The following is a 19,968-nucleotide window of genomic DNA, read 5'->3' on the forward strand; positions in this document are numbered from 1 at the left end:
CTCACCCCGCAGCCGCTCGATTTCCCCCAAGTCCACGAGAGCAGCATGCCGAACCCAGCACCCACGATCAAATCAACCTAACGAAGTACTACTAGACGAGCGCGCGAAAACGGCTCCGGCCGGACCCTTCCGGGCCCGGCCGGAGCCGGTCTTTCCTCGGGGACGCCGATCAGGGGAAGGTGATCGGGCGGTGGTGACCACAGGGGGACGGTGATCACCGGGTGATGGCCGGGGGACGCGGGGAGCGGTGGTGGTCACAGGGGGACAGTGATCACCGGGTGATGGCCGGGGGACGCGGGGAGCGGTGGTGGTCACAGGGGGACAGTGATCACCGGGGGCGGGGAAGCGGGTGTCGCGGGGAAGCGACAGTGGTCACAGGGGGACAGTGATCACCGGGGGCGGGGAAGCGGGTGTCGTGGGGAAGCGGCGGTGATCACCGAGGGAGGGGGTCAGCTGACATTGGCGCAGATCGCGTAGACGCTGATGCCCACGTCGCCGCGGCCGGGCTGGCGGCCGAGGCCGATCCAGCCGCCGCCGTCGTCGGTGGGGAAGGAGCCCACCAGCACGGCCTCGTTGCCCTGCGCCTCGGCGCCGCCGCCGACGGCCTTCTTCCCGCCGGGGCAGCGGACCACGCGGCGCTGGAAGTTGGGGACGTTGGCGTTCGGCAGCTTGACGAGCTGGTAGCCGGTGAAGTCGGCACTCGCGGAAACGGCGGGTACGGCTGGGGCGGCGGGTACGGAGGCCGTGGCCGGAGCGGCGATCGTCATCGCGGCCAGACCCGCGACACCGGCCGCGGTGACGCTCAGCGCGACGGTCGTGAGCTTCCTGCTTCGCATGTTCTCTCCTGGGGCAGGGGGTGCCTGAGTGATTACGTAACGTAATTACTCGTCACGCTGCGTGTCCAGCCTTGTTTTTGTCACCGTCGCGCCAGTTGCGCCGGGCCGGGAGATCGGGCATACGCGGCCTCGGGCCCGGGGTTCTCGCGCGGCGATCCGGCCTTCGCGGCCCCCGGCTCGCGGTCTTCCCCGGCGCGTCCGGGAGTGGAGGGCGGGCGCCGCCAGGAGGTCGACCGGCGATTGAAGCCGATCAACGGGAGAGAGCGCTCTCAGATCAGGATAGGTCCATTTCTTGATCGTTGGACGGGAATCGATGCGGTGCGTGTGGCTCCAGGGCGGCATCGCCGCGCGGCGGAACGCCCTATTTTCTGTGCTTACGCCCTCTCGCCTGCATCTCTGTACTTTACCTATTCGTTACTAACGTGAAACATTGACTGCCGTGACGCAGCCCGTTACTTTTCGGTGAGAGAGCGCTCTCTCGTATCGGTCAGCTTCAGAGCCCGATTCCTCTCCCCGGAGGCACCCCCCAATGGATCCCTCGATCCGGACCACGGGTCCGGACAGCGCGCACCCCCGTGAAGGACGCCCCGCCCAGCCGGCGGCCCGCATCAGGGCTCGCCGCCGCACCCTCGCCGCCGGTGTGGTCGTCGCGATGGTGGCCGGACTGTTCGGCCTCGGCGCCGCCCGCACGGCCGAGGCCGCCACGGTCGGCGCCGGCAGCTACGCCGACACCCTCCCGGCCGGCCGCTCACTGCCCGCCGGCTGCGGCTCCATCTCCACCAACCCCCGCCAGTGGGTGACGTCGAACGCCCCCGCCGGGGCCGTGCCCACCAACGACTGGTGGTCGTCGCTCCTCTACAAGAGGACCGACTGCGCGTACAGCGAGCCGCTCCACGCCCACCCGATCGCGTACGACACCTTCGCCAACGGTCTGGGCTTCTCCTACAACACCACCCCCGCCATCAGCGGCACCGCGACGGGCGTCGGCGAGTACCACTACCCGTACGTCGAGAACATCCGCGTCGGCGTCGCGGGGATGAGCTCGCCGGACGTCAAGGTCGACGGCTGGAGCGACTGGACCGTCACCCCGTACTGGAGCGGCGCCGGCCGGACCATGAAGGCCACCATCGGCCACGGGCTGCCGTTCGCGTACTTCCAGGTCACCGGAGGCGACGCGCAGATCACCACCGCGGGCACCCCCACGGTGTGGTCCAACAGCGGCGCCACCATCGGCTTCACCGCCGGGGGCCGTGACTACGTCGCCTACGCGCCGACCGGCGCGACCTGGTCGGTGAGCGGCACGACGATCAGCTCCGCCCTCGCGGGCAGGGGCTTCTTCTCCGTGGCCGCGCTCCCCGCGGGCGGCGACCGCGCGGCCCTGGCGAGCACCTACGGCCAGTACGCGCACGCCCACGTCACCGGCACCCGCGTCTCGTACGCCTACAACCAGGCCGCGAGCTCGCTCACCACGACGTACGCCTTCACCACCACGGCCAGGCAGGGCAGCCAGACCGGCACGGTCATCGCGCTCTACCCGCACCAGTGGAACTACCTGACCGGCTCGACGCCGCTGGCGCAGACGTACGTGTCGGCGCGCGGCCAGATGAAGATCGTCACCGGGACGCAGTTCCAGACGTCGATGAAGTACACCGGCGTGCTGCCCGAGATCCCCGCGGTGGCCGACAGCTCCGGCGCGGACCTCACCACGATCACCAACCAGCTGAACGCCGAGCTCGGTAACCCGATGGACATCCGGGGCGACGACACCTACTGGACCGGCAAGGGCCTGGGCCGGGCCACCCGCATCGCGGAGATCGCCGACCAGCTCAACCTGACGTCGGTGCGCACCGCCGCGCTGAACGCCATCCGCACCCGCCTCAACGACTGGTTCACCGCCACGCCGGGCAAGACCAGCCGGGTCTTCTACTACAACCCGAGCTGGGGAACCCTGCTCGGCTACCCGGCCTCGTACGGCTCCGACCTGGAGCTCAACGACCACCACTTCCACTACGGCTACTACATCGCCGCCGCCGCGACCCTCGCCAAGTTCGACCCCAACTGGGCGAGGACGAGCCAGTACGGCGGCATGGTGGACCTGCTGATCCGCGACGCCAACAACTACGACCGCAACGACACCCGCTTCCCGTACCTGCGTGACTTCGACATCTACGCGGGCCACGACTGGGCGGCCGGGCACGGCTCGTTCGGCTCCGGCAACAACCAGGAGTCGTCCTCGGAGGGCATGAACTTCGCCAACGCCCTCATCCAGTGGGGACAGGCCACCGGCAACACCGCCGTCCGCGACGCGGGCATCTTCATCTACACGACCCAGAACGCGGCGATCCAGGAGTACTGGTTCGACGTGCGCAACCAGAACTTCCCCGCCGCCTTCGGCCACAGCACGGTCGGCATGGTCTGGGGCAGCGGCGGCGCGTACGCCACCTGGTTCAGCGGCGAGCCGGAGATGATCCAGGGCATCAACATGCTCCCGATCACCGGCGGGCACTTCTACCTGGGCGACAACCCCGCCTACGTGAACACCAACTACGCCGAGCTGGTACGCAACAACGGCGGGCCGCCCACGGTGTGGCGGGACATCCTCTGGCAGTTCCAGGCGCTGGGCAACGGTGACGCGGCCCTGGCGAACCTGCGGGCCGCCGGAGCCTACACCCCGGAGGAGGGGGAGAGCAGGGCGCACACCTTCCACTGGATCCGCAACCTGGCCGCCCTCGGCACGGTGGACACCACCGTCACCGCCAACCACCCGCTCGCCAAGGTGTTCAGCAAGAACGGGGCCCGCACCTACGTGGCCTCCAACATCACCGCCAGCGCGCTCACGGTGAACTTCTCCAACGGGACCGTGCTCAACGTCCCGGCGGGCAAGACGGTCACCTCCGGCGCCTTCACCTGGAGCGGCGGCAACGCGGGCGGCGGCACCACCAACCCCGACCCGACGCCCACCCCCACGCCGACCCCGACCCCCACGCCGACCCCGGACCCGGGTGGCTTCGCCGCGACGCGCTACCTGCAGAGCGGCGGCGGCCTGCCGGGCACGGCCGGCGCGGCGGGCAGCCTCGCGGTGACCGCCGCGAACGGCAACCACGACGGCGTGCCGACCAACGCCCGGGTCTTCACGGCGACCGGTCTCACCGCCGCCCACAACGGCGGCACCACCGCGTTCGACCTCTTCGTGGACGCGGGAACGTCGGTCGCCAACGGCACCCAGGTCAGGGTCTCCTACGACCTGACCGGCAACGGGAGCTGGGACAGGGTGGAGACCTACGGCTACTTCGCCACCGACCCGGTGACGGGCTGGGAGCACTACACGCAGAGAACGGGCCCGCAGTCCGCCTCGGGCGCGCTCGGCAACCTGTCGAACGGCCAGGTGAGGGTCGAGGTCTGGAACGCCATCGGCAACGGCGCCGTCAACCTCGGCGTCGGCAACCAGTCGATCGTACGGCTGCCGTTCGGCTGATCCCCCTCAGCCGATCGGTGAAGGGACGGCCGGGAGCGTGAGCCCCCGGCCGTTCTCGCCGTCCCCGGGGGGCGGCGGCAGGCCGATCGGGTTGGCGGGCGGCATGATGCCCGACTCCAGGACGGCCATGGTCAGCGGGTGCAGCAGCAGGGCGAGCTCGGCGGTGCGCCCGTCGCCCAGGGCCCGCCACGGAACGGCCGCGGCCTCGTCGGTCAGCCGCTCGATCCGCTCGCGCTCCCGCGTGCCCTCGGCCGTCAGGACGCCGGAGTCGTCGACCCAGCCACGCTCGCGCAGCGCGGCGGCACCGGCCTCCCACTCCTCGTCGTCCCAGCGCCGCGCCAGGCGCAGCTGCTCCACGTCCGTCTCGCCCGCCGCGACCTTGAGCAGGTGGGACTGGACGGGGGAGACGCCGTGGGAGACGAGGGCGGCCACGTGCCCGTCGCCCCGGTGCTCGCGCAGCGTGGTCGCGGCCTGCCAGAGCAGCAGGTGCGGCTCGTCGGGCGCGGGCAGCGCCTGGTTGGCCGCGCCGAGCACCCGGCCCGCGGTGTCGGCGAGCCCGGCCGCCTCCCAGGCCAGCTCGGCCGCCGCGCGCAGGTCGTCGGAGCCGGTCACCTTGTCGGTGAGCAGGGTCCGCAGCGCCGCCCCCGCCCCGTCGAGCCGGGCGCGCAGCACGTCGCCGGGGGTCGCGAACGTCCACGCGTCGGGGAGCGCCCTCGCGACCCTGGCCGGGGGGAAGCCGTGGAAGGCCGCCGTGACGACGCCGGGGCCGACCGGCCCGAGCGGAGCCGCCCTGCCCGCGAAGTAGCCCATCCAGAAGCCGCGCATGCCGACCGCGTCGGCCGCGGCCCGGGCCTCGGGGGCGAAGTAGGTGACGGCGTGCAGGGGCTCCAGCAACTGCCACATGACACGCGGAACGTTCGGTTCGGGCTCCGGCACGGTCTCACACCCCGTCTCGTGGATCCTGGCGGATCGGCTGCGCATGTTCATACGGTACTCGGCGGAACGACCGGACGATCTCTCGATGAGAGAGCTGTCATCTGGTCGGATCCCTGACCTGATCTGGGAAGACGAAGTCATCTCACCCGTCAGGTTGGGTCTTCTCAAGGGGGGACGGGCGGGTTATCAAGAGCTCAGGACGAACTGTGATTCCAGACATTCCCACTCGCTGGTACCACGGTCGCGCCGGACCGCCCCACCCCCCGAACCGATGGAGTACGGCATGCGGCAGTTACGAAGAGTCATGTTCCACCTCCTGTGCGTCATCGCGATGCTCGCGGCGAGCGTCACCGCGATGGCCACGGGCGCGCAGGCCTCCGTACCCAACCGGTGGGGCTTCGCGGTGGTCAACGTGACCTCCGGCATCCCCGACCTCAACCACCAGGCGGGCAGCTGGGGGCCGGGCTTCAACGTCAGCGTCACGCCCGGCGGTGTCGGGCAGACGTTCGTGCGGTTCCCGCAGATCGCGATCACCGGCGGCGTGGTCCACGTCACGGCGATCTCCGACACCGCCTACTGGTGCCAGGCGCAGAACTGGGGCCCCTCGGGCACCGACGTGGTGGTCGCGGTGCAGTGCTACCGGTACGGAGGGGCTCCGGTCTTCACCCCGTACAGCATCGTCTTCGAGCAGAGCACCGGCACCCTGCCGCCGCCGCAGGCGTTCGGCTACGTGCACTACAACGGCGGCGGCATCACCTCCCAGTTCAACTCGGCCGCGGGCCTGAACACCGTCGGCGGGGGCGGGGGCGTCTGGACGGTCACCCTGCCCGGCCTGGGTTCGTCGGGCTTCGCCGGGAACCTCCAGGTCACCGCGGTCAACCCCAGCCAGCCCGCCCGCTGCAAGGTCGGCGCCTGGGCTCCCGGCGTGGGCGCGCAGGCGGTCCAGGTGCGCTGCCACAACGCGACGAACGTGCCGCTCAACACCGGGTGGACGCTGACCTACCACCGTGAGCGCGCCATCACCGGCGCGGCGATCCCGCCGAAGAACTTCGCCTACACCTTCGACAACACCCCGGCCAACCCCGGCCCGTACGCCCCGGTGCCGCCGCCCGTGAACTTCAACTCCCAGGCGGGCGTGAACACGGTCCAGAGCTCGGGACTCGGCCAGCGTCTGGTGACCTTCCCGAGGGTCGGCGTCCTGCAGGACCAGGTCCAGGTCACCGCGTACGGTCCCGGCCCCGAGTTCTGCAACCTGCAGACCATCTGGAACACCAGCGGCAGCAACGCGTTCGTCCGCAACGTCGTCTGCTACAACGCCGCCACCCGTGTCGCCCAGCCCTCGCTGGTCACCTACACCTCGGCCTTCTAAGGACACCCTCGGCCCTCCGAAGGCACCCTGGCCCTTCGTAGGCACCTCGGCTTCGAAGAGCCTTGGTCCTCCGAAGGCGCCTCGGCCCTTCCGAAGGCACCTCGGCTTCGAAGGAACCCCGGCCTTCCGAAGGCTCGGCGCGGTACCGCCCGACGTCCCCCGGGCGGTACCGCGCCGCTCGTCCGAATGGACGCCCCTCTCCCGGGTAGCCGGAGACGATGGCGACTTATGGCTTTCATTCCTCACACGAGCAGATCCATCCGGCAGAGCTGCTGAAGGCGGTCACGCGGGCCGAGCAGGCGGGGTTCGGGGCGGCGATGTCGTCGGACCACTTCTCCCCGTGGAGCGAGCGTCAGGGGCAGTCGGGGTTCGCCTGGTCCTGGCTGGGCGCGGCGCTCCAGGCCACGAACCTGCCGTTCGGCGTGGTAAACGCCCCCGGCCAGCGCTACCACCCCGCGATCATCGCCCAGGCGATCGGCACCCTCGGCGCGATGTACCCCGGCCGCTTCTGGGCCGCCCTCGGCACGGGCGAGGCGAGCAACGAGCACATCACCGGCGACCACTGGCCGCGCAAGGAGCTCCGCAAGCAGCGGCTGCGTGAGTGCGTCGACGTCATCAGGGCGATGCTGGCGGGGGAGGAGGTCAGCCACGACGGCCTGGTGACCGTCGACCGCGCCCGGCTGTGGACCCGCCCCGAGACCCCGCCGAAGCTGGTCGGCGCGGCGGTGAGCGCCGACACGGCCCGCTGGTGCGCGGAGTGGGCCGACGGCCTGATCACCGTGGGAGGACCCGTCGACCGGCTGCGCGAGGTCATCGGTGCCTACCGTGACGCCGGAGGCAAGGGCAAGGTGGCGCTCCAGGTCCACCTCAGCTGGGCCGAGACCGACGACGAGGCGATGGCCATCGCCCACGACCAGTGGCGGAGCAACGTCTTCTCGCCGCCGGTGAGCTGGGACCTCGAGACCGCCGAGCTCTTCGACGTGGTCTCCGCGGACGTCTCGCCGGAGAAGGTGGCCGAGGCCGTCAACGTCTCCTCGGACCTGGGCTGGCACGCCGCCAGGATCAACGAGTACGCGGAACTGGGCTTCGAGGAGATCTACCTGCACCACGTGGGCCAGGAGCAGGCCACCTACATCGACGCCTTCGGCGCGAAGGTGCTTCCCCAGCTGAGCTGAACCGAACGAGCCGCACTGGGTTGAGCTGGGCTGAATTGGGCTGAGCGGGGCTGGGCGGGGCTGAGCTGAGCCGATGCCGGCCGGGTCGAGCCGATGTCGGCCGGGTTGATGTCGGTCAAGCCGATGTCGGTCGAGTTGAGCCGATGTCGGTCAAGCCGATGTCGGTCGAGCCGATGCTGCTGGTCGAGCCGATGTCGGCGCGGCCGTCGGGGGTGACGCGCGGGTGGGTTCCCGGCCGGGGCCGGAGGGGGCGACGGGGCCGCGGCCGGGGGAGACGACACGGGCGGGTTTCCAGCCGGGTGTCCGGCTTCCTCGGCCGCTGGGGTATGGCACGAAGTGGATCTTCCTCACTTTTCACGACATGTGATGGAAACAATTAGGGAGGAATCAATTCACAGATGTGAGTGAATGTTCTACATTTGTCATGGGAGCGCTCCCATCAAAAGGAGGCGCAGTGTCTCTCCAGCCCGACTCATCCGCGGCGTCCCTCGACGTCGCCCCCGAGTACGAAGGCGAGTGCCTGCTGCCCGCCGTTCCCACGAGCGTGCGCGACGCTCGCGCGCTGGTCCGCCGGGAGCTCTCCCTGTGGGGCGCCGACGACCTCGTGGACGACTGCGTGCTGATCGTCAGCGAGCTGGTCACCAACGCCGTCAGGTACGGCGGTGCCGCGTGCGCGCTGCGGATCCAGGGCGGCGGGAGCTTCGTCCGCGGCGAGCTCTTCGACCCGGGGGAGGGGGCTCCCCGCGTGTGCGCCCGCGACATGGACGCCACCGGCGGCCGGGGCCTCCAGATCGTCGACTCCCTCGCCGACGACTGGGGTGTCGCCCGTCCCCCCTCCGGAGGAAAGATCGTCTGGTTCGTCCTCGGCCGCCCGGCCCCCGCCCGCCCCCGTCCCGCCGTCGCCCCGGTCCTGCAGTTCAAGTAGGCGCGCACCCGGAGTGGCCGATGTCGTCCCGATTTCGCGATTCGAGCAGGCATGTGCCCGGAGCGGCCGATGTCGTCCACGGTCCCGCGGTTCGAGCAGGCACGTGCCCGGAGCGGCCGGTGCCGTCCCGGTCCGGCGGTTCGAGCAGGCATGTGCCCGGAGCGGCCGATGTCGTCCACGGTCCCGCGGTTCGAGCAGGCACGTGCCTAGAGCGGCCGGTGCCGTCCCCGTCCCGCGGTTCGAGCGGACGTGTGCCCGGGGCGGCTCGCCGCCCGTGGTGACCTGGTGGTCTTCGCCGGGGGCGGGTGTGCGGCCGTGTCGTCCGGCCCCGTAGTGTGCGGGGCGGCCAGCCCTCCAGGGAGAGAAACGCATCGTCCATGACGTACGACCACACCCGCCGCGCCTGCTACACCGGCTATGTCACCCAGGCCATCGTCAACAACCTGGCCCCGCTGCTGTTCATCGTGTTCCAGACCCGCTACCAGCTGCCCCTGGAGATGCTCGGGCGCCTGGTGCTGCTCAACTTCGCCACCCAGCTGGTCACCGACATCGTGGCCGTGAAGTTCGTGGACCGGACCGGCTACCGCGTCCCGCTGGTGCTGGCGCACATCCTGGCGGCGCTGGGACTGGTGCTGCTGGCGGTGGCCCCGGCGGTGTCGCCCTCCCCGTACCTGGGGCTGTGCGTCGCGATCGTCGTCTACGCCGTCGGCGGCGGCCTGCTGGAGGTGCTCGTCAGCCCCGTCGTGGACGCGCTGCCCAGCCCGCAGGAGGGCAAGGCGGCGGCGATGAGCCTGCTGCACTCCTTCTACTGCTGGGGACAGGTCGCGGTGGTGGCGGGCAGCACGCTGCTGCTCGCCTGGATCGGCCAGGACGCCTGGCAGGTCCTGCCCGTGGTCTGGGCGCTCGTCCCGCTGGTCAACATGGTGGCGTTCCTGAGGGTGCCGCTGCCCGCGACCGTGCCCGACGAGCACCGTACCTCCCTGCGGGCGCTCTTCGGTGCCCCCGCCTTCGCCGCCGCCGTCGTGCTGATGCTCTGCGCGGGCGCGGCCGAGCTGACCATGTCGCAGTGGTCCTCCCTCTTCGCGGAGGACGGGCTGGGCGTCTCCAAGGTGTGGGGCGACCTGGCGGGCCCGTGCCTGTTCGCGGTCCTGATGGGGATCGGCCGCATCGTCTACGGGCTGTGGGGCGAGAGGATCCCGCTGGTACCCGCGATGGCCGCGTGCGGCGCGCTCGCGACCCTCTGCTATCTCGTCGTCTGCCTGTCCTCCAACCCGGTGGTGAGCCTCGTCGGCTGCGCGGTGTGCGGCCTGGCCGTCAGCCTCCTGTGGCCGGGGACCTTCAGCCTCGCCGCGGCCCGCTTCCCCCTCGGCGGGGCGGCGATGTTCGGCGTGCTGGCCGTCTTCGGCGACGCCGGGGGCGCGGCCGGTCCCTGGATCGCCGGGGCCGCCGCGGACGCCTCCTCCGCCGCCGGAGGGTTCCTGACCACCCTGTCGGACGCGCTCCCCGACGACGGCGGCTCCGGTCTGCGCACCGGCCTCCTCGTCGCCACCGCCTTCCCGCTCGCCGTCGTCGCCCTCACGCTCGCGTACGGCATCCGGGGGCGGGGCGCGGTGAGTACGGCGGGTACAGCTGGTACGGCGCCGGGCGGGACGCCCGGTGAGGCGGCGGGTGAGGTGGAGCGCCCGATCGGCGGGTGAGCCGGGGGACAGCCGGATGGGGTGCCGGGGCATGACATCCCCTTTTCATGGGCACCTCGTATCCCAGCGGCACCGCACACTCGAGGAGCGTTCGACCATGACCCCGGCACCCATGGACTCTCCGGCGCGTGCCGGGTCCCTTGAGGGTGCGACCGCTCTTGGAGGTGCGCCCGTTCTCGGGGAGGCGGCCGTTCTTGGGGGCGTGACCGAGGGCGTGACCGAGGGCGTGACCGAGGGCGCGAGCGAGGGCGCGGCCGGGACGGCGGAGGCCGGGATCCCGGAACGCGCCGCCCGGGCGGGGGAGGCAGGGGTTCCGGGGCGCGTGGCCGCGACGGCGGCGGCCGGGGACCTGGAGCGGGCGATCGAGACGATGCCGCTGGTGGATCACCACGTCCACGGCGCCCTGGACGGAGACCTGTCGCGGGGGCGGTTCGAGGAGCTGATCACCGAGTCCGACCGGCCGGTGCCCGGCTGGATGACCCAGTTCGACTCGCAGCTCGGGTTCGCCGTCCTGCGGCACTGCGCGCCCGTCCTCGGCCTCGACCCGCACCCGGACCCGGAGACCTACCTCGCCCGCCGCGCCGAGCTGGGAGCGGGGGAGGCGAACCGGCGCCTGCTGGCCGCGTCCGGGATCGGTCACTTCCTCCTGGAGACCGGTTACGGGGGCGAGGAGATCCTCGGCCCGGCGCCGATGGCGGCCCTCACGGGGCGGCCCGTCGAGGAGATCGTCCGGCTGGAGTCGGTCGCCGAGCGGGTCGTCGCCGAGGGGACCGACGCCGCCGGGTTCGCCGCCCGCTTCGAGGCGGCCCTGTGGGAACGCTGCCGTACGGCGCGCGGGCTGAAGAGCGTCGCCGCCTACCGGTACGGGCTCGACCTCGACCCCGCCCCGCCCACCCCGGCCGAGGTGGTGGCGGCGGCCGGGCGCTGGCTGCGCGAGTCCGAGCGGACCGGGACGATCCGCGTCGGCGACCCGGTGCTGCTGCGCCACCTCATCTGGACGGGCATCGGGCGCGGGCTGCCGCTCCAGTTCCACACCGGGTACGGCGACCCCGACCTCGACCTGCGCCGGTCCGACCCCCTGCTGCTGCGCGGCCTCATCGAGCTCGCCGAGCCCAGGGGCGTCCCGCTGCTCCTGCTGCACTGCTACCCGTACCACCGCAACGCCGGTTACCTCGCCCAGGCCTACCCGCACGTCCACTTCGACGTCGGGCTGGGGGTGAACCACACCGGGGCGCGCGGCGTGGCCGTCGTGGCCGAGAGCCTGGAGCTGGCGCCGTTCGCCAAGATCCTCTTCTCCTCGGACGCCTGGGGCCCGGCGGAGCTCCACCACCTGGGCGCGCTGCTCTGGCGCCGCGCGACGGCCCGCGTCCTCGGCGGGTTCGTCGCGGACGGCGAGTGGAGCGAGCCTCGGGCGATCCGGGTCGCCGCCATGATCGGCGCGGGGAACGCCCGCCGCGTCTACGGCCTCGGAGAGACCGGGTAACCGGCTGACCGGCCCCGGGGCCGGTGACGAGAACGACCATCACGTACGACGAGAACGGCGCCCATGTCACCCATGTACCACCGGAACGGCACCACGCACAGTCAGAGGGAGATCCATGATCGACACTCACGTCCGCGCGCTCGCAGCGCTCGCCGCACTCGCCGGGGGGGACGCGTGAGGGTCAACCGCGACGCTCACCGGTTCGGGGAGCGGCGATGAACGAGATCCACGAGCGGCTCCGCGCCGCCCTGCACGCCGAGCTGCCCGCGGCCTTCCAGCTGCGGCGGGAACTGCACGCCGAGCCGTGCGTGTCGGGCAAGGAGGAGCCGACGCTCAAGCGCGTGCTGGACGCGCTGCCCGAGGGCGACGCGACGGAGCGGGTCGCCGTGACCGGCGCGCTCCTCCGCGTCGGCGGCGAGGGCCTGGCCGTCGGGGTACGCGGGGAGCTGGACGCCCTGCCGATCCCGGAGGAGACGGGCGTGCCCTGGGCCTCGCGCAACGGCGCCATGCACGCCTGCGGCCACGACGTGCACCTCGCGGCCCTGGTCGCGCTGACCCGGGCGGTCGACCGGGTACGGGCGCCCGCGCCGATGGTCGCGGTGCTGCAGCCGCGCGAGGAGACCCACCCCTCCGGGGCCCGCGACATCGTCGACTCGGGCGCGCTCCGCAGGCACCGGGTCGGCGCGATGATCGCGGCACACGTCCAGCCGGTGCTCGGCGCCGGTGAGACGGCCTGCACTCCCGGGGCGGTCAACGCCTCCTCCGACGAGTTCACCGTCACCGTCCGGGGGCAGGGCGGGCACGCCGCCTATCCCCACCTGTCCCGCGACTCGGTCCTGGCGCTCGCCCAGATCATCGTGACCACGCAGCAGCTCGTCAGCCGCGACGCCGACCCGATGACGCCGACCGTGGTCACCTTCGGCACCGTGGCGGCGGGCAGCGCCCCCAACGCGATCCCCGGGCAGGCCTCCGCCCGCGGCACCCTCCGTACGATGTCGGAGCCGTGGCGCCACCAGCTGCACCACCGCTTCCGCGAGATCGCCGAGGGCGTCGCCCGCGTCCATGGCTGCGAGGCGGAGGTACGGATCACGCACGGCGAGCCGGTGCTCGTCAACGACGCCCGCCTCGCCGAGGAGACGGGCTGCATTCTCGTCGACGTCGCCCACCACATGCCCGCCACGCTGCGCTCCTGCGGTGCCGACGACTTCGCCCACTTCGCGTCGGTCGTGCCGTCGCTGATGCTGTTCGTGGGCACCGACACGGCCTCGGGGCTGCACAGCCCGTACTTCCTGCCCGGGGACGAGACCGTGACGGCGGTCGCCGAGAGCCTGCTCGCCGCCTACCTCGCCGCCGCGCGGGTGATCGGCGCGGGCGGCTGAATAGGTGTTTCGCATTTTTTACAGTTATTAACGGGTGGTTGCCGAAAAATGTCTGGAACGCTGGAGGTGTGAGGATCGTTGACGTGGGTGAGACCGGTCACCGGGGGTGTGGCCGGGCCCACGCGGGGGTGAGATGCCGACGACGGTGACGTTCCGCTCGCCGGGCGGGGCCGCTCGGCTCTCCGCCACCGGTGGCGGACGAGCAATCGGTGGTGGACAAACAATCGGTGCTGGTGGGCGAACAGGTTGCTCCAGTGCGTCGGCGCCCGGCCGGCGGCGGGCCGCTCGGCTCTCCGCCGCCGGTGGCGAACGAATCGGCGCCCGGTCGCGGGCCGCTCCGCCCTCCGCCGCCGACGGTGAACGACACCCCGAAACCTCGAGACTTCCGACGGTTTGTTGTTAGTCCCTTTTGTGGTGTTGATCGGGGGAAATATTGGTGGTTCCTTCCGTATTACGGCTTGACGGTGTCCCCGCCCGGGAGCGGTTCGACTTCTGGTGGGAGGCCGTCGCGCAGTCGGTGGTCTCGGTGGACGTCTCCAGCGACCAGGCCGCCGACTTCTGGGCCGAGATGCGCATGCTCGACCTCGGGGTGGCGCAGCTGTCCCGGGTGCGGTGCGTCTCGTTCGACGCGCGCCGCAGCCCGAGCCGGATCCGCCACTCCGACCCCGGCCACTACCAGCTCTCCCTCACCCTTCGCGGCCGGTCGGGCATCCAGCAGGAGGGCCGGGAGGCCGGCCTGGCGCCGACCGACATCACGCTGTACGACACCTCACGAACGTTCCACGCCTGGACCGTGGCGGAGGAACCGGGTCCCGGGACGCCGCGCGGATCCCGTCCGAGCGTGGCCGACGGGCTGATCCTGCAGTTTCCACGCGACGTCCTGCCGCTCCCCGCCTCGGCGGCCGAACGGTTGCTGGCGGTGCGGATGTCGGGCAAGGACGGCATCGGCGGGCTGCTCAGCGGGTACCTCCACCAGCTGCTCGCGCAGCCCGCCCGGCGCTCGCCCTCCGACGCCCTGCGGCTGTCGACGGTCGCCCTCGACCTGGTCGCCGCCCTGCTGGCCCACGAACTCGACACGGACGTGTCCGACTCCCTGGCCAACCCCCACGGGGTCCTCCTCATGCGGGTCCAGGCGTTCATCGAGAAGCGGCTGGGCGAGGCGGACCTGTCGCCTTCGGCGATCGCCGCGGCCCACCACATCTCCCTCCGCCACCTGCACCGGCTCTTCCAGCCGGAGGGCGTCACCGTCGGGGGCTGGATCCGCCTGCGACGGCTCGAACGCTGCCGCCGTGACCTGGCCGATCCCCTGACGAACGACCTGCCCGTCCGTACGGTCGCCTCCCGCTGGGGTTTCACCAGCGACTCCCACTTCAGCCGGGCCTTCCGCGCGGCCTACGGGGCCTCGCCCGCGGCCTACCGGCGTCACCTCCAGGAACTGAGGGGCACGGCGGACGCCTCCGAAGAGGGGGTGCCGCCGGTCGACGTCCACCCGGAGGGCTCGGGGCCGTGGGGACGCCACGGATGACGACCGGGGAGACAACCGGCCACGAGTGACGCGGTGGCTCTGGCAGTGACTCCGGCGGTGACTTTTGCAGTGGCTCCGGCGGTGGCTCCAGCGGTGACTTCAGTGGTGACGACGCCGTCCGGCGCGGGCCCGTACCGAGGCGGATGTCGTGCGGGGCTTGGCCTGTATCGAGCGCGGGCGCCGTTCGGCGCGGGTCTGTACTGAAGCGGGTGCCGTGTGGCGCGGGTCTGCGTCGAGGCGGGTGCCGGGCGGGGCGACGTGCTCAGTCGAGCCGGAAGGTCTTCACGAACGTGTCGACGTGCCCGTCCGCCTCGGCCCACTGCCCGGCGGGAGTGAAGAACCAGAACATCGCGGTGCCGCCGGAGTCGCGGGTGACGCAGCGGGCGTAGAGGCGGTGGGGCAGGTTCGACGCGCTCTTGTGCGCGAAGCCGAACTCCAGCTCGGCGCCCTTGCCCCCGGCGACGGGAACCTGGCGCCGGGTGAACTCCCGGTAGGAGCCGGACGCGATCATCGAGTCCTGGAGCGCGTCGCGCAGCTGGTCGAGGATGTCGGCCGGGTCCCTGCTCTCCTTCCTCTTCGGGTTCGCGAAGACGCCCAGGTACCAGGAGGACGGGGAGAGGATGGAGTCTTTGGGGCGCTCCCAGCTCACCTGCTCCCCGTCCCCGGTCTCGTCCTTCTTCCAGCCGTCCGGTACGGCGACGGAGAACCCGCGTCGGTCCGTGTGGAGGGTGAAACCCCGCGGCAGCGGGCTCCGGCCCGAAGGGCCCGGGGAGGGCGGCGGGCTCTGGCCGGGGGAGGGCGGCGGGTTCTGACCCGGGGAGGGTGGCGGGTCCTGGCCGGGGGAGGACGCCGGGGTCTGCCGGGGGTCGCCGGAGGTCGCCGAACCCCCGGCCGGGTCCGGGGAGGTCGCCGGGTCCTTCCCGGCGGACGTCGCGGCTCCGCCGGACGTGGGCGACGGGGTGTTCCCCAGCCCGAAGGTGTCCGGCGACCAGATCACCACGGCGGCCACGGCCGTCGCCGCCACCGCCAGGCTCACGGCCGCGGGCGCCCACCGCGAGGGCCGCCGCGGGGCGCCGGGCCGGACCCGGTCTCCCTGACGCGCCGGACCGGTCACGCCGGAGGATCCGCCCCGGATCCGTCCACCGCCGTCCGTCGTGCCAGGGTCCTCGACGAGGTGCGGGCGTTCTCGCGGGGCTCCGGCGGCGATCGGCGTGAGCAGCGCGGTGACCCGCTGGGCCGTCAGCCGCTCGGCGGGGTCCTTCCTGAGCATGCCCTCGATCACGGGGAGGAGCCGGTCGGCGTACCGGGCGGGCGCGGGCGGCTGGTTGACGATCGCCGCGATCGTGGCCACCGGGCTCTCCCGGTCGAACGGCCTGCGCCCCTCCACCGCCTCGTACAGCGTCACGCCCGTCGCCCACAGGTCGGAGGCGGCCGAGGCGCGCTCGCCGCCGAGCTGTTCGGGCGCGAGGTAGGGGATCGTGCCCAGCACCTGTCCGGTACCGGTCAGGTCGGTGGTGTCGTGGACGGCCGCCGCGATCCCGAAGTCGGTCAGCACGGCCCGGTCGCCCCCGAGCAGGATGTTCGCGGGCTTGACGTCCCGGTGCACGATCCCCGCCGCCTCCGCCGAGATCAGCGCGGAGATCACCCGCAGCCCGATCCGCGCCACCCCGGCCTCGGTCAGCCGCCCCTCGTCCTTGATCACCTTCGCCAGGGAGGGGCCCTCCACCAGCTCCATGACGATCCACGGGCGGCCGTCCTCCTCGACCACGTCGTAGACGGTGACGATGCCGGGATGACCCCTCAGCGAGGCCGCCGTGCGCGCCTCGCGGAGCGTCCGGCGCAGCCGCCGCTCGCGGTCCTCGGCGGTCAGCCGGGAGGGCAGCGTCACCTCCTTGACCGCCACGGTCTGGTGGAGCAGCTCGTCCCTGGCCCTCCAGACGACGCCCATGCCGCCCGCCCCGAGGGCGGTCAGCAACCGGTACCGGCCCGCCAGCACCCGCGACGGGTCTTCCGGAGCGTACGAGGGATCTTCCGGCATGCGGACGAACCTACCGTTCGGAGGAGCGGGCAGGCGGACGGGCGGGCGAGGGGGTGAGCGGGTGAGGAGGTGAGGGGGCGGCGGGCGGAGAGAGGGAAGGGAGGGGGGCGGCGGTCAGTATCCCGTGGCCGGGTCGATCACTCCCTCCAGCGGGCGGCCCGCGCGCAGGTTGCCCACGTTGCGCTCGACCCGCTCGCAGAGCATCCGCGCGACGTACTCGGCGGAGTCGGCGGAGTGCGAGGTGACGAGCACCCGGGGGTCGGCCCACAGGGGGTGCCCGTCGGGGAGCGGCTCGGGATCCGTCACGTCCAGGCCGGCGGCGGAGATCGTTCCCGCGCGGAGGGCCTCGACGAGCGCGCCGGTGTCGATGTGCGCGCCCCGGGCGACGTTGACGACGGCGGCGTGCGGCGGCAGCAGCGCCAGCTGGGCGGCGCCGACGACGTGCCTCGTCTCCGGCGTGAGGGCGAGGGCCAGCACCAGGAGGTCGGTCTCGGGAAGCACGGATGGCAGAGCCGAGGGCGGGAGCGTCTCTCCGGCGCCCTCGACCTTCTCGGGGCGGCGGCGGATCACCCGGATCCGGCACTCGAACGGCCGCAGGAGGCGGACGAGCTCGGTGGCTATGCCGCCGCCGCCGAGGATCGTCACCCGCCGGCCGTGCAGGGAGCGGGGCTCCGTCCGGGACCAGCCGGGCGTCCGCGCCTGGCGGGAGAGGTCGCGCAGGCAGGCCAGCATCAGCATCAGCGCGTGCTCGGCGACCTGCCCGGCGAACGACCCCTTGGCGCAGCTGAAGACCACGGGCCGGTCGAACACCCCCGACGACGTGAACCTCTCCACCCCCGCCCAGGGGAACTGCACCCACCCGATCCGGGGATGGGCCTCCAGCGTCGCCCCGAGCAGCTCGGGCTCGCCGGGAACGAGCCACACCAGGCCGTCGGCGTCGGCGAGCGGGACGTTGACACCGCCGCCGCGGGACACCGCCTCCTCGATCCCGAGCCGCAGCCGGTCGAGCCCGGCGTCGGCGGAGCGGGGCGCGGAGGGGGCTATCGCGATGCGGGCTTCCATGGACGACATTCTGTCGTAGATCACCTGCCGCGTATCACCGGCCGGAGGCGATCGCACCTTGACGATCACTTCCCGGAAGTCCGGAAGTCCGGAAGTAACACGGGAATTGACCGCTATCACGCGGGCGTGTGAAATGCCAAGTCGAGGACGTGTGACGCATTCGACGGCCTCATCCACTGTGAACCGGCCCAATGACGAGGCTGTGACCTGGGGAAACTTTCGCCCACGACGACGGGACTCCGGGAGCGCTACATTTTCCTGGGGAAGACGGGGCGTTTCTGGAGGGCGAATCGTTTTGGGCAGAGGAACGATCATCGGCGGCCGTTACGAGTTGGATCCCACGTCACGTCGTTCCGGCGGAATGGGAGAGGTCTGGTTCGGCTACGACAAACGTTTGGATCGGCAGATCGCCATCAAATTCATCAAAGCCGACAGGTTTCCCGATGGCCGCCGGGACGAGGAACTGGCCAGGCGTTTCGTCCGCGAATCACGGATCACCGCCCGGCTGGAGCACCCGGGCGTGCCGACCATCTACGACTGCGGGCCACACGGCGACGACCTCTACATGGTCATGCAACTCGTCAGGGGGTGTTCCGTCGCGACGCTGCTCGACGAGACGGAGGTGCCCGTCGCCTGGGCCGTGGCGATCGCCGCCCAGGTGTGCTCGGTCCTGGCCGTGGCCCACGCCAGCTCGCTGGTCCACCGCGACCTCAAACCGGGCAACCTGATGCTCTGCCCCGACGGCACGGTCAAGGTCCTCGACTTCGGCATCGCCGCCGCGCTCGCCTCCGCGGACACGACGAACCTCACGAGGACGGGCGAGGTGCTCGGCACCCCGGCCTACATGGCGCCGGAGCAGGCCATGGCCGGGACCGCGGGGCCGCGGAGCGACCTCTACTCGCTCGGTGTGATCCTGGACGAGATGCTCGCCGGGAACAACCAGTTCGCCGCGCCCACCCCGCTGGCCGCGATGCGCAACCACACCGACGTCACCCCCCGGCCGCTGCGCGCGAGACGGCAGGACGTCCCCGAGGGGCTGGAGCGGCTCGTCCTGCGGTTGCTCGCGAAGACGCCGGAGGAGCGGCCGGCGAGCGCGGACGTCGTCTACGAGCGGCTGCTCGACTTCTGCCGCGAGCTGCCGCCCTTTCCCGGCTACGTCGACCTGGACACGTCCCACCCGGCGCGCATGTACGCCACCGTCCTCGGACGGATCTCCTCCCCGCGCGCCGACAACCGGCGGCCCGCCCACCCGGCGAGGCCGGCGCGGATCAGGCGTACCGCGAGCCTGGCGCAGATCGAGCGGGCCGACATCGAGCGCGCCCGCAAGGAGGCCGACCTCCTCAAGGCGGAGGCCCGTTTCGGCCAGGCGGCCGACCTCCTGGCGGAGGTGGTCGGGCCCGCCGCGGGCTCCTTCGGCTCGACGAGCTCCGCCGTGGTCGACCTGCGGATCGAGCTCGCCGAGGCCCTCTTCCTCGGCGGCGACTACCGCCGGGCGGCGCCCGAGTTCCAGCGGCTCGCCGCCGACGTCGCCAGGGTGGAGGGGCCGGACAACAACCTCGCCCTGCGGTGCCGGTTGATGGAGGCGGGCTGTCACGCGGCGATCGGGGAGACGAATCTCGCCCTGTCCCAGCTCCGGCGGTTGCTGGCCGACGAGAGGCGGTTCGGCGCGAGCGAGGAGAGGATCCTGGAGATCCGGAGCCAGATCGGGATGGTGGAACTCGACGCGGGAAACAAGGGACGGGCCAAACGGCTGCTCGGCGAGCTGCTGCCGGACCTCGAACGCCGCTACGGCCCGTACCACCACAGCGCGGGAAAGGTCCGCGCGATCCTCCAGGGGCTCACCGACCGCTGACGCACCCTGCCGCCGCCGGGCCGTGACGACGCGCGGAGAAAGCCCGCGAAATCGAAGGCCGGACGCGTGCCGACGTATGGAAAAGACCTGCGAAATCGAAGGCCCGACGCGTCTCCGGCGACGGTGCCGGGCGGCTCGATCTCCCGGCGGTTAAGACCGCTCCCCGGTGACCGAGGCAACCTTCCGGTAATCAGGGCCACTTCCCGGTGATTAAGG

13 protein-coding genes are annotated in these 19,968 nt (G+C 72.0%); 9 read left to right on the top strand and 4 right to left on the bottom strand.

All coding sequences use genetic code 11. The features are described from left to right. Positions 1-449: 449 nt before the first annotated feature. Positions 450-836 carry a hypothetical protein gene (locus ABT053_RS07145; protein WP_350967980.1) on the bottom strand — a complete coding sequence of 129 codons (387 nt, stop codon included), beginning with the start codon at positions 834-836 and terminating at the stop codon, positions 450-452. Between the two features lie 529 nt (positions 837-1,365). On the opposite strand from ABT053_RS07145, the gene ABT053_RS07150 reads away from it, so the two are divergent. Further along, the gene (locus ABT053_RS07150) at positions 1,366-4,311 is read left to right on the top strand and encodes a glycosyl hydrolase (RefSeq protein WP_350967981.1); all 2,946 of its coding nucleotides are present in this window, start codon (positions 1,366-1,368) and stop codon (positions 4,309-4,311) included. A gap of 6 nt (positions 4,312-4,317) precedes the next feature. Here the strand turns inward: ABT053_RS07150 and ABT053_RS07155 are convergent, their stop codons facing one another. Further along, on the bottom strand, positions 4,318-5,292 hold the full coding sequence (locus ABT053_RS07155) for an SCO6745 family protein (protein WP_350967982.1): 975 nt from the start codon (positions 5,290-5,292) through the stop codon (positions 4,318-4,320). 238 nt (positions 5,293-5,530) lie between these two features. Between ABT053_RS07155 and ABT053_RS07160 the strand changes: the two genes are divergently transcribed. The 7 genes from ABT053_RS07160 (at position 5,531) to ABT053_RS07190 (ending at position 14,800) form a co-directional block, all read left to right on the top strand. Further along, positions 5,531-6,616 carry a hypothetical protein gene (locus tag ABT053_RS07160; RefSeq protein WP_350967983.1) on the top strand — a complete coding sequence of 362 codons (1,086 nt, stop codon included), beginning with the start codon at positions 5,531-5,533 and terminating at the stop codon, positions 6,614-6,616. Positions 6,617-6,834: 218 nt separating this feature from the next. Further along, on the top strand, positions 6,835-7,791 hold the full coding sequence (locus ABT053_RS07165; RefSeq protein ID WP_350967984.1) for a TIGR03885 family FMN-dependent LLM class oxidoreductase: 957 nt from the start codon (positions 6,835-6,837) through the stop codon (positions 7,789-7,791). A gap of 454 nt (positions 7,792-8,245) precedes the next feature. Beyond that, positions 8,246-8,716, top strand: coding sequence for an ATP-binding protein (locus ABT053_RS07170; RefSeq protein ID WP_350967985.1), 471 nt, complete (start codon positions 8,246-8,248; stop codon positions 8,714-8,716). A 377-nt stretch (positions 8,717-9,093) separates the two neighbouring features. Further along, the gene (locus ABT053_RS07175; protein WP_350967986.1) at positions 9,094-10,413 is read left to right on the top strand and encodes an MFS transporter; all 1,320 of its coding nucleotides are present in this window, start codon (positions 9,094-9,096) and stop codon (positions 10,411-10,413) included. Between the two features lie 202 nt (positions 10,414-10,615). Further along, on the top strand, positions 10,616-11,896 hold the full coding sequence (locus tag ABT053_RS07180; RefSeq protein ID WP_350967987.1) for an amidohydrolase family protein: 1,281 nt from the start codon (positions 10,616-10,618) through the stop codon (positions 11,894-11,896). 215 nt (positions 11,897-12,111) lie between these two features. Continuing rightward, a complete protein-coding gene (locus ABT053_RS07185) occupies positions 12,112-13,275 on the top strand; it encodes a M20 metallopeptidase family protein (RefSeq protein WP_350967988.1) in 1,164 nt (387 codons plus the stop codon). 436 nt (positions 13,276-13,711) lie between these two features. Beyond that, positions 13,712-14,800 (top strand): AraC-like ligand-binding domain-containing protein, encoded by a 1,089-nt coding sequence (locus ABT053_RS07190; RefSeq protein ID WP_350967989.1) that lies wholly within the window; start codon positions 13,712-13,714, stop codon positions 14,798-14,800. A gap of 262 nt (positions 14,801-15,062) precedes the next feature. On the opposite strand, the gene ABT053_RS07195 is transcribed toward ABT053_RS07190, so the two are convergent. Both ABT053_RS07195 and ABT053_RS07200 read right to left on the bottom strand, forming a co-directional pair. After that, complete coding sequence (locus tag ABT053_RS07195; protein WP_350967990.1) at positions 15,063-16,838, bottom strand: serine/threonine-protein kinase; 1,776 nt, start codon at positions 16,836-16,838, stop codon at positions 15,063-15,065. A 114-nt stretch (positions 16,839-16,952) separates the two neighbouring features. After that, positions 16,953-17,900, bottom strand: coding sequence for a D-isomer specific 2-hydroxyacid dehydrogenase family protein (locus ABT053_RS07200; protein WP_350967991.1), 948 nt, complete (start codon positions 17,898-17,900; stop codon positions 16,953-16,955). 331 nt (positions 17,901-18,231) lie between these two features. Between ABT053_RS07200 and ABT053_RS07205 the strand changes: the two genes are divergently transcribed. Then, entirely contained in the window at positions 18,232-19,752 is a 1,521-nt protein-coding gene (locus tag ABT053_RS07205; protein WP_502991713.1) for a protein kinase domain-containing protein, read from the top strand. Positions 19,753-19,968 lie beyond the last annotated feature (216 nt).

It is taken from the genome of Streptosporangium sp. NPDC002524, from assembly GCF_040295985.1.
Classification (GTDB): domain Bacteria; phylum Actinomycetota; class Actinomycetes; order Streptosporangiales; family Streptosporangiaceae; genus Streptosporangium.

Coding starts and splice junctions, on each gene's coding strand:
- ABT053_RS07200 (WP_350967991.1), bottom strand. CDS start 17,900: ATGGAAGCCCGCATCGCGATAGCCCCCTCCGCGCCCCGCTCCGCCGAC.
- ABT053_RS07155 (WP_350967982.1), bottom strand. CDS start 5,292: ATGCGCAGCCGATCCGCCAGGATCCACGAGACGGGGTGTGAGACCGTG.
- ABT053_RS07160 (WP_350967983.1), top strand. CDS start 5,531: ATGCGGCAGTTACGAAGAGTCATGTTCCACCTCCTGTGCGTCATCGCG.
- ABT053_RS07145 (WP_350967980.1), bottom strand. CDS start 836: ATGCGAAGCAGGAAGCTCACGACCGTCGCGCTGAGCGTCACCGCGGCC.
- ABT053_RS07175 (WP_350967986.1), top strand. CDS start 9,094: ATGACGTACGACCACACCCGCCGCGCCTGCTACACCGGCTATGTCACC.
- ABT053_RS07185 (WP_350967988.1), top strand. CDS start 12,112: ATGAACGAGATCCACGAGCGGCTCCGCGCCGCCCTGCACGCCGAGCTG.
- ABT053_RS07195 (WP_350967990.1), bottom strand. CDS start 16,838: ATGCCGGAAGATCCCTCGTACGCTCCGGAAGACCCGTCGCGGGTGCTG.
- ABT053_RS07150 (WP_350967981.1), top strand. CDS start 1,366: ATGGATCCCTCGATCCGGACCACGGGTCCGGACAGCGCGCACCCCCGT.
- ABT053_RS07165 (WP_350967984.1), top strand. CDS start 6,835: ATGGCGACTTATGGCTTTCATTCCTCACACGAGCAGATCCATCCGGCA.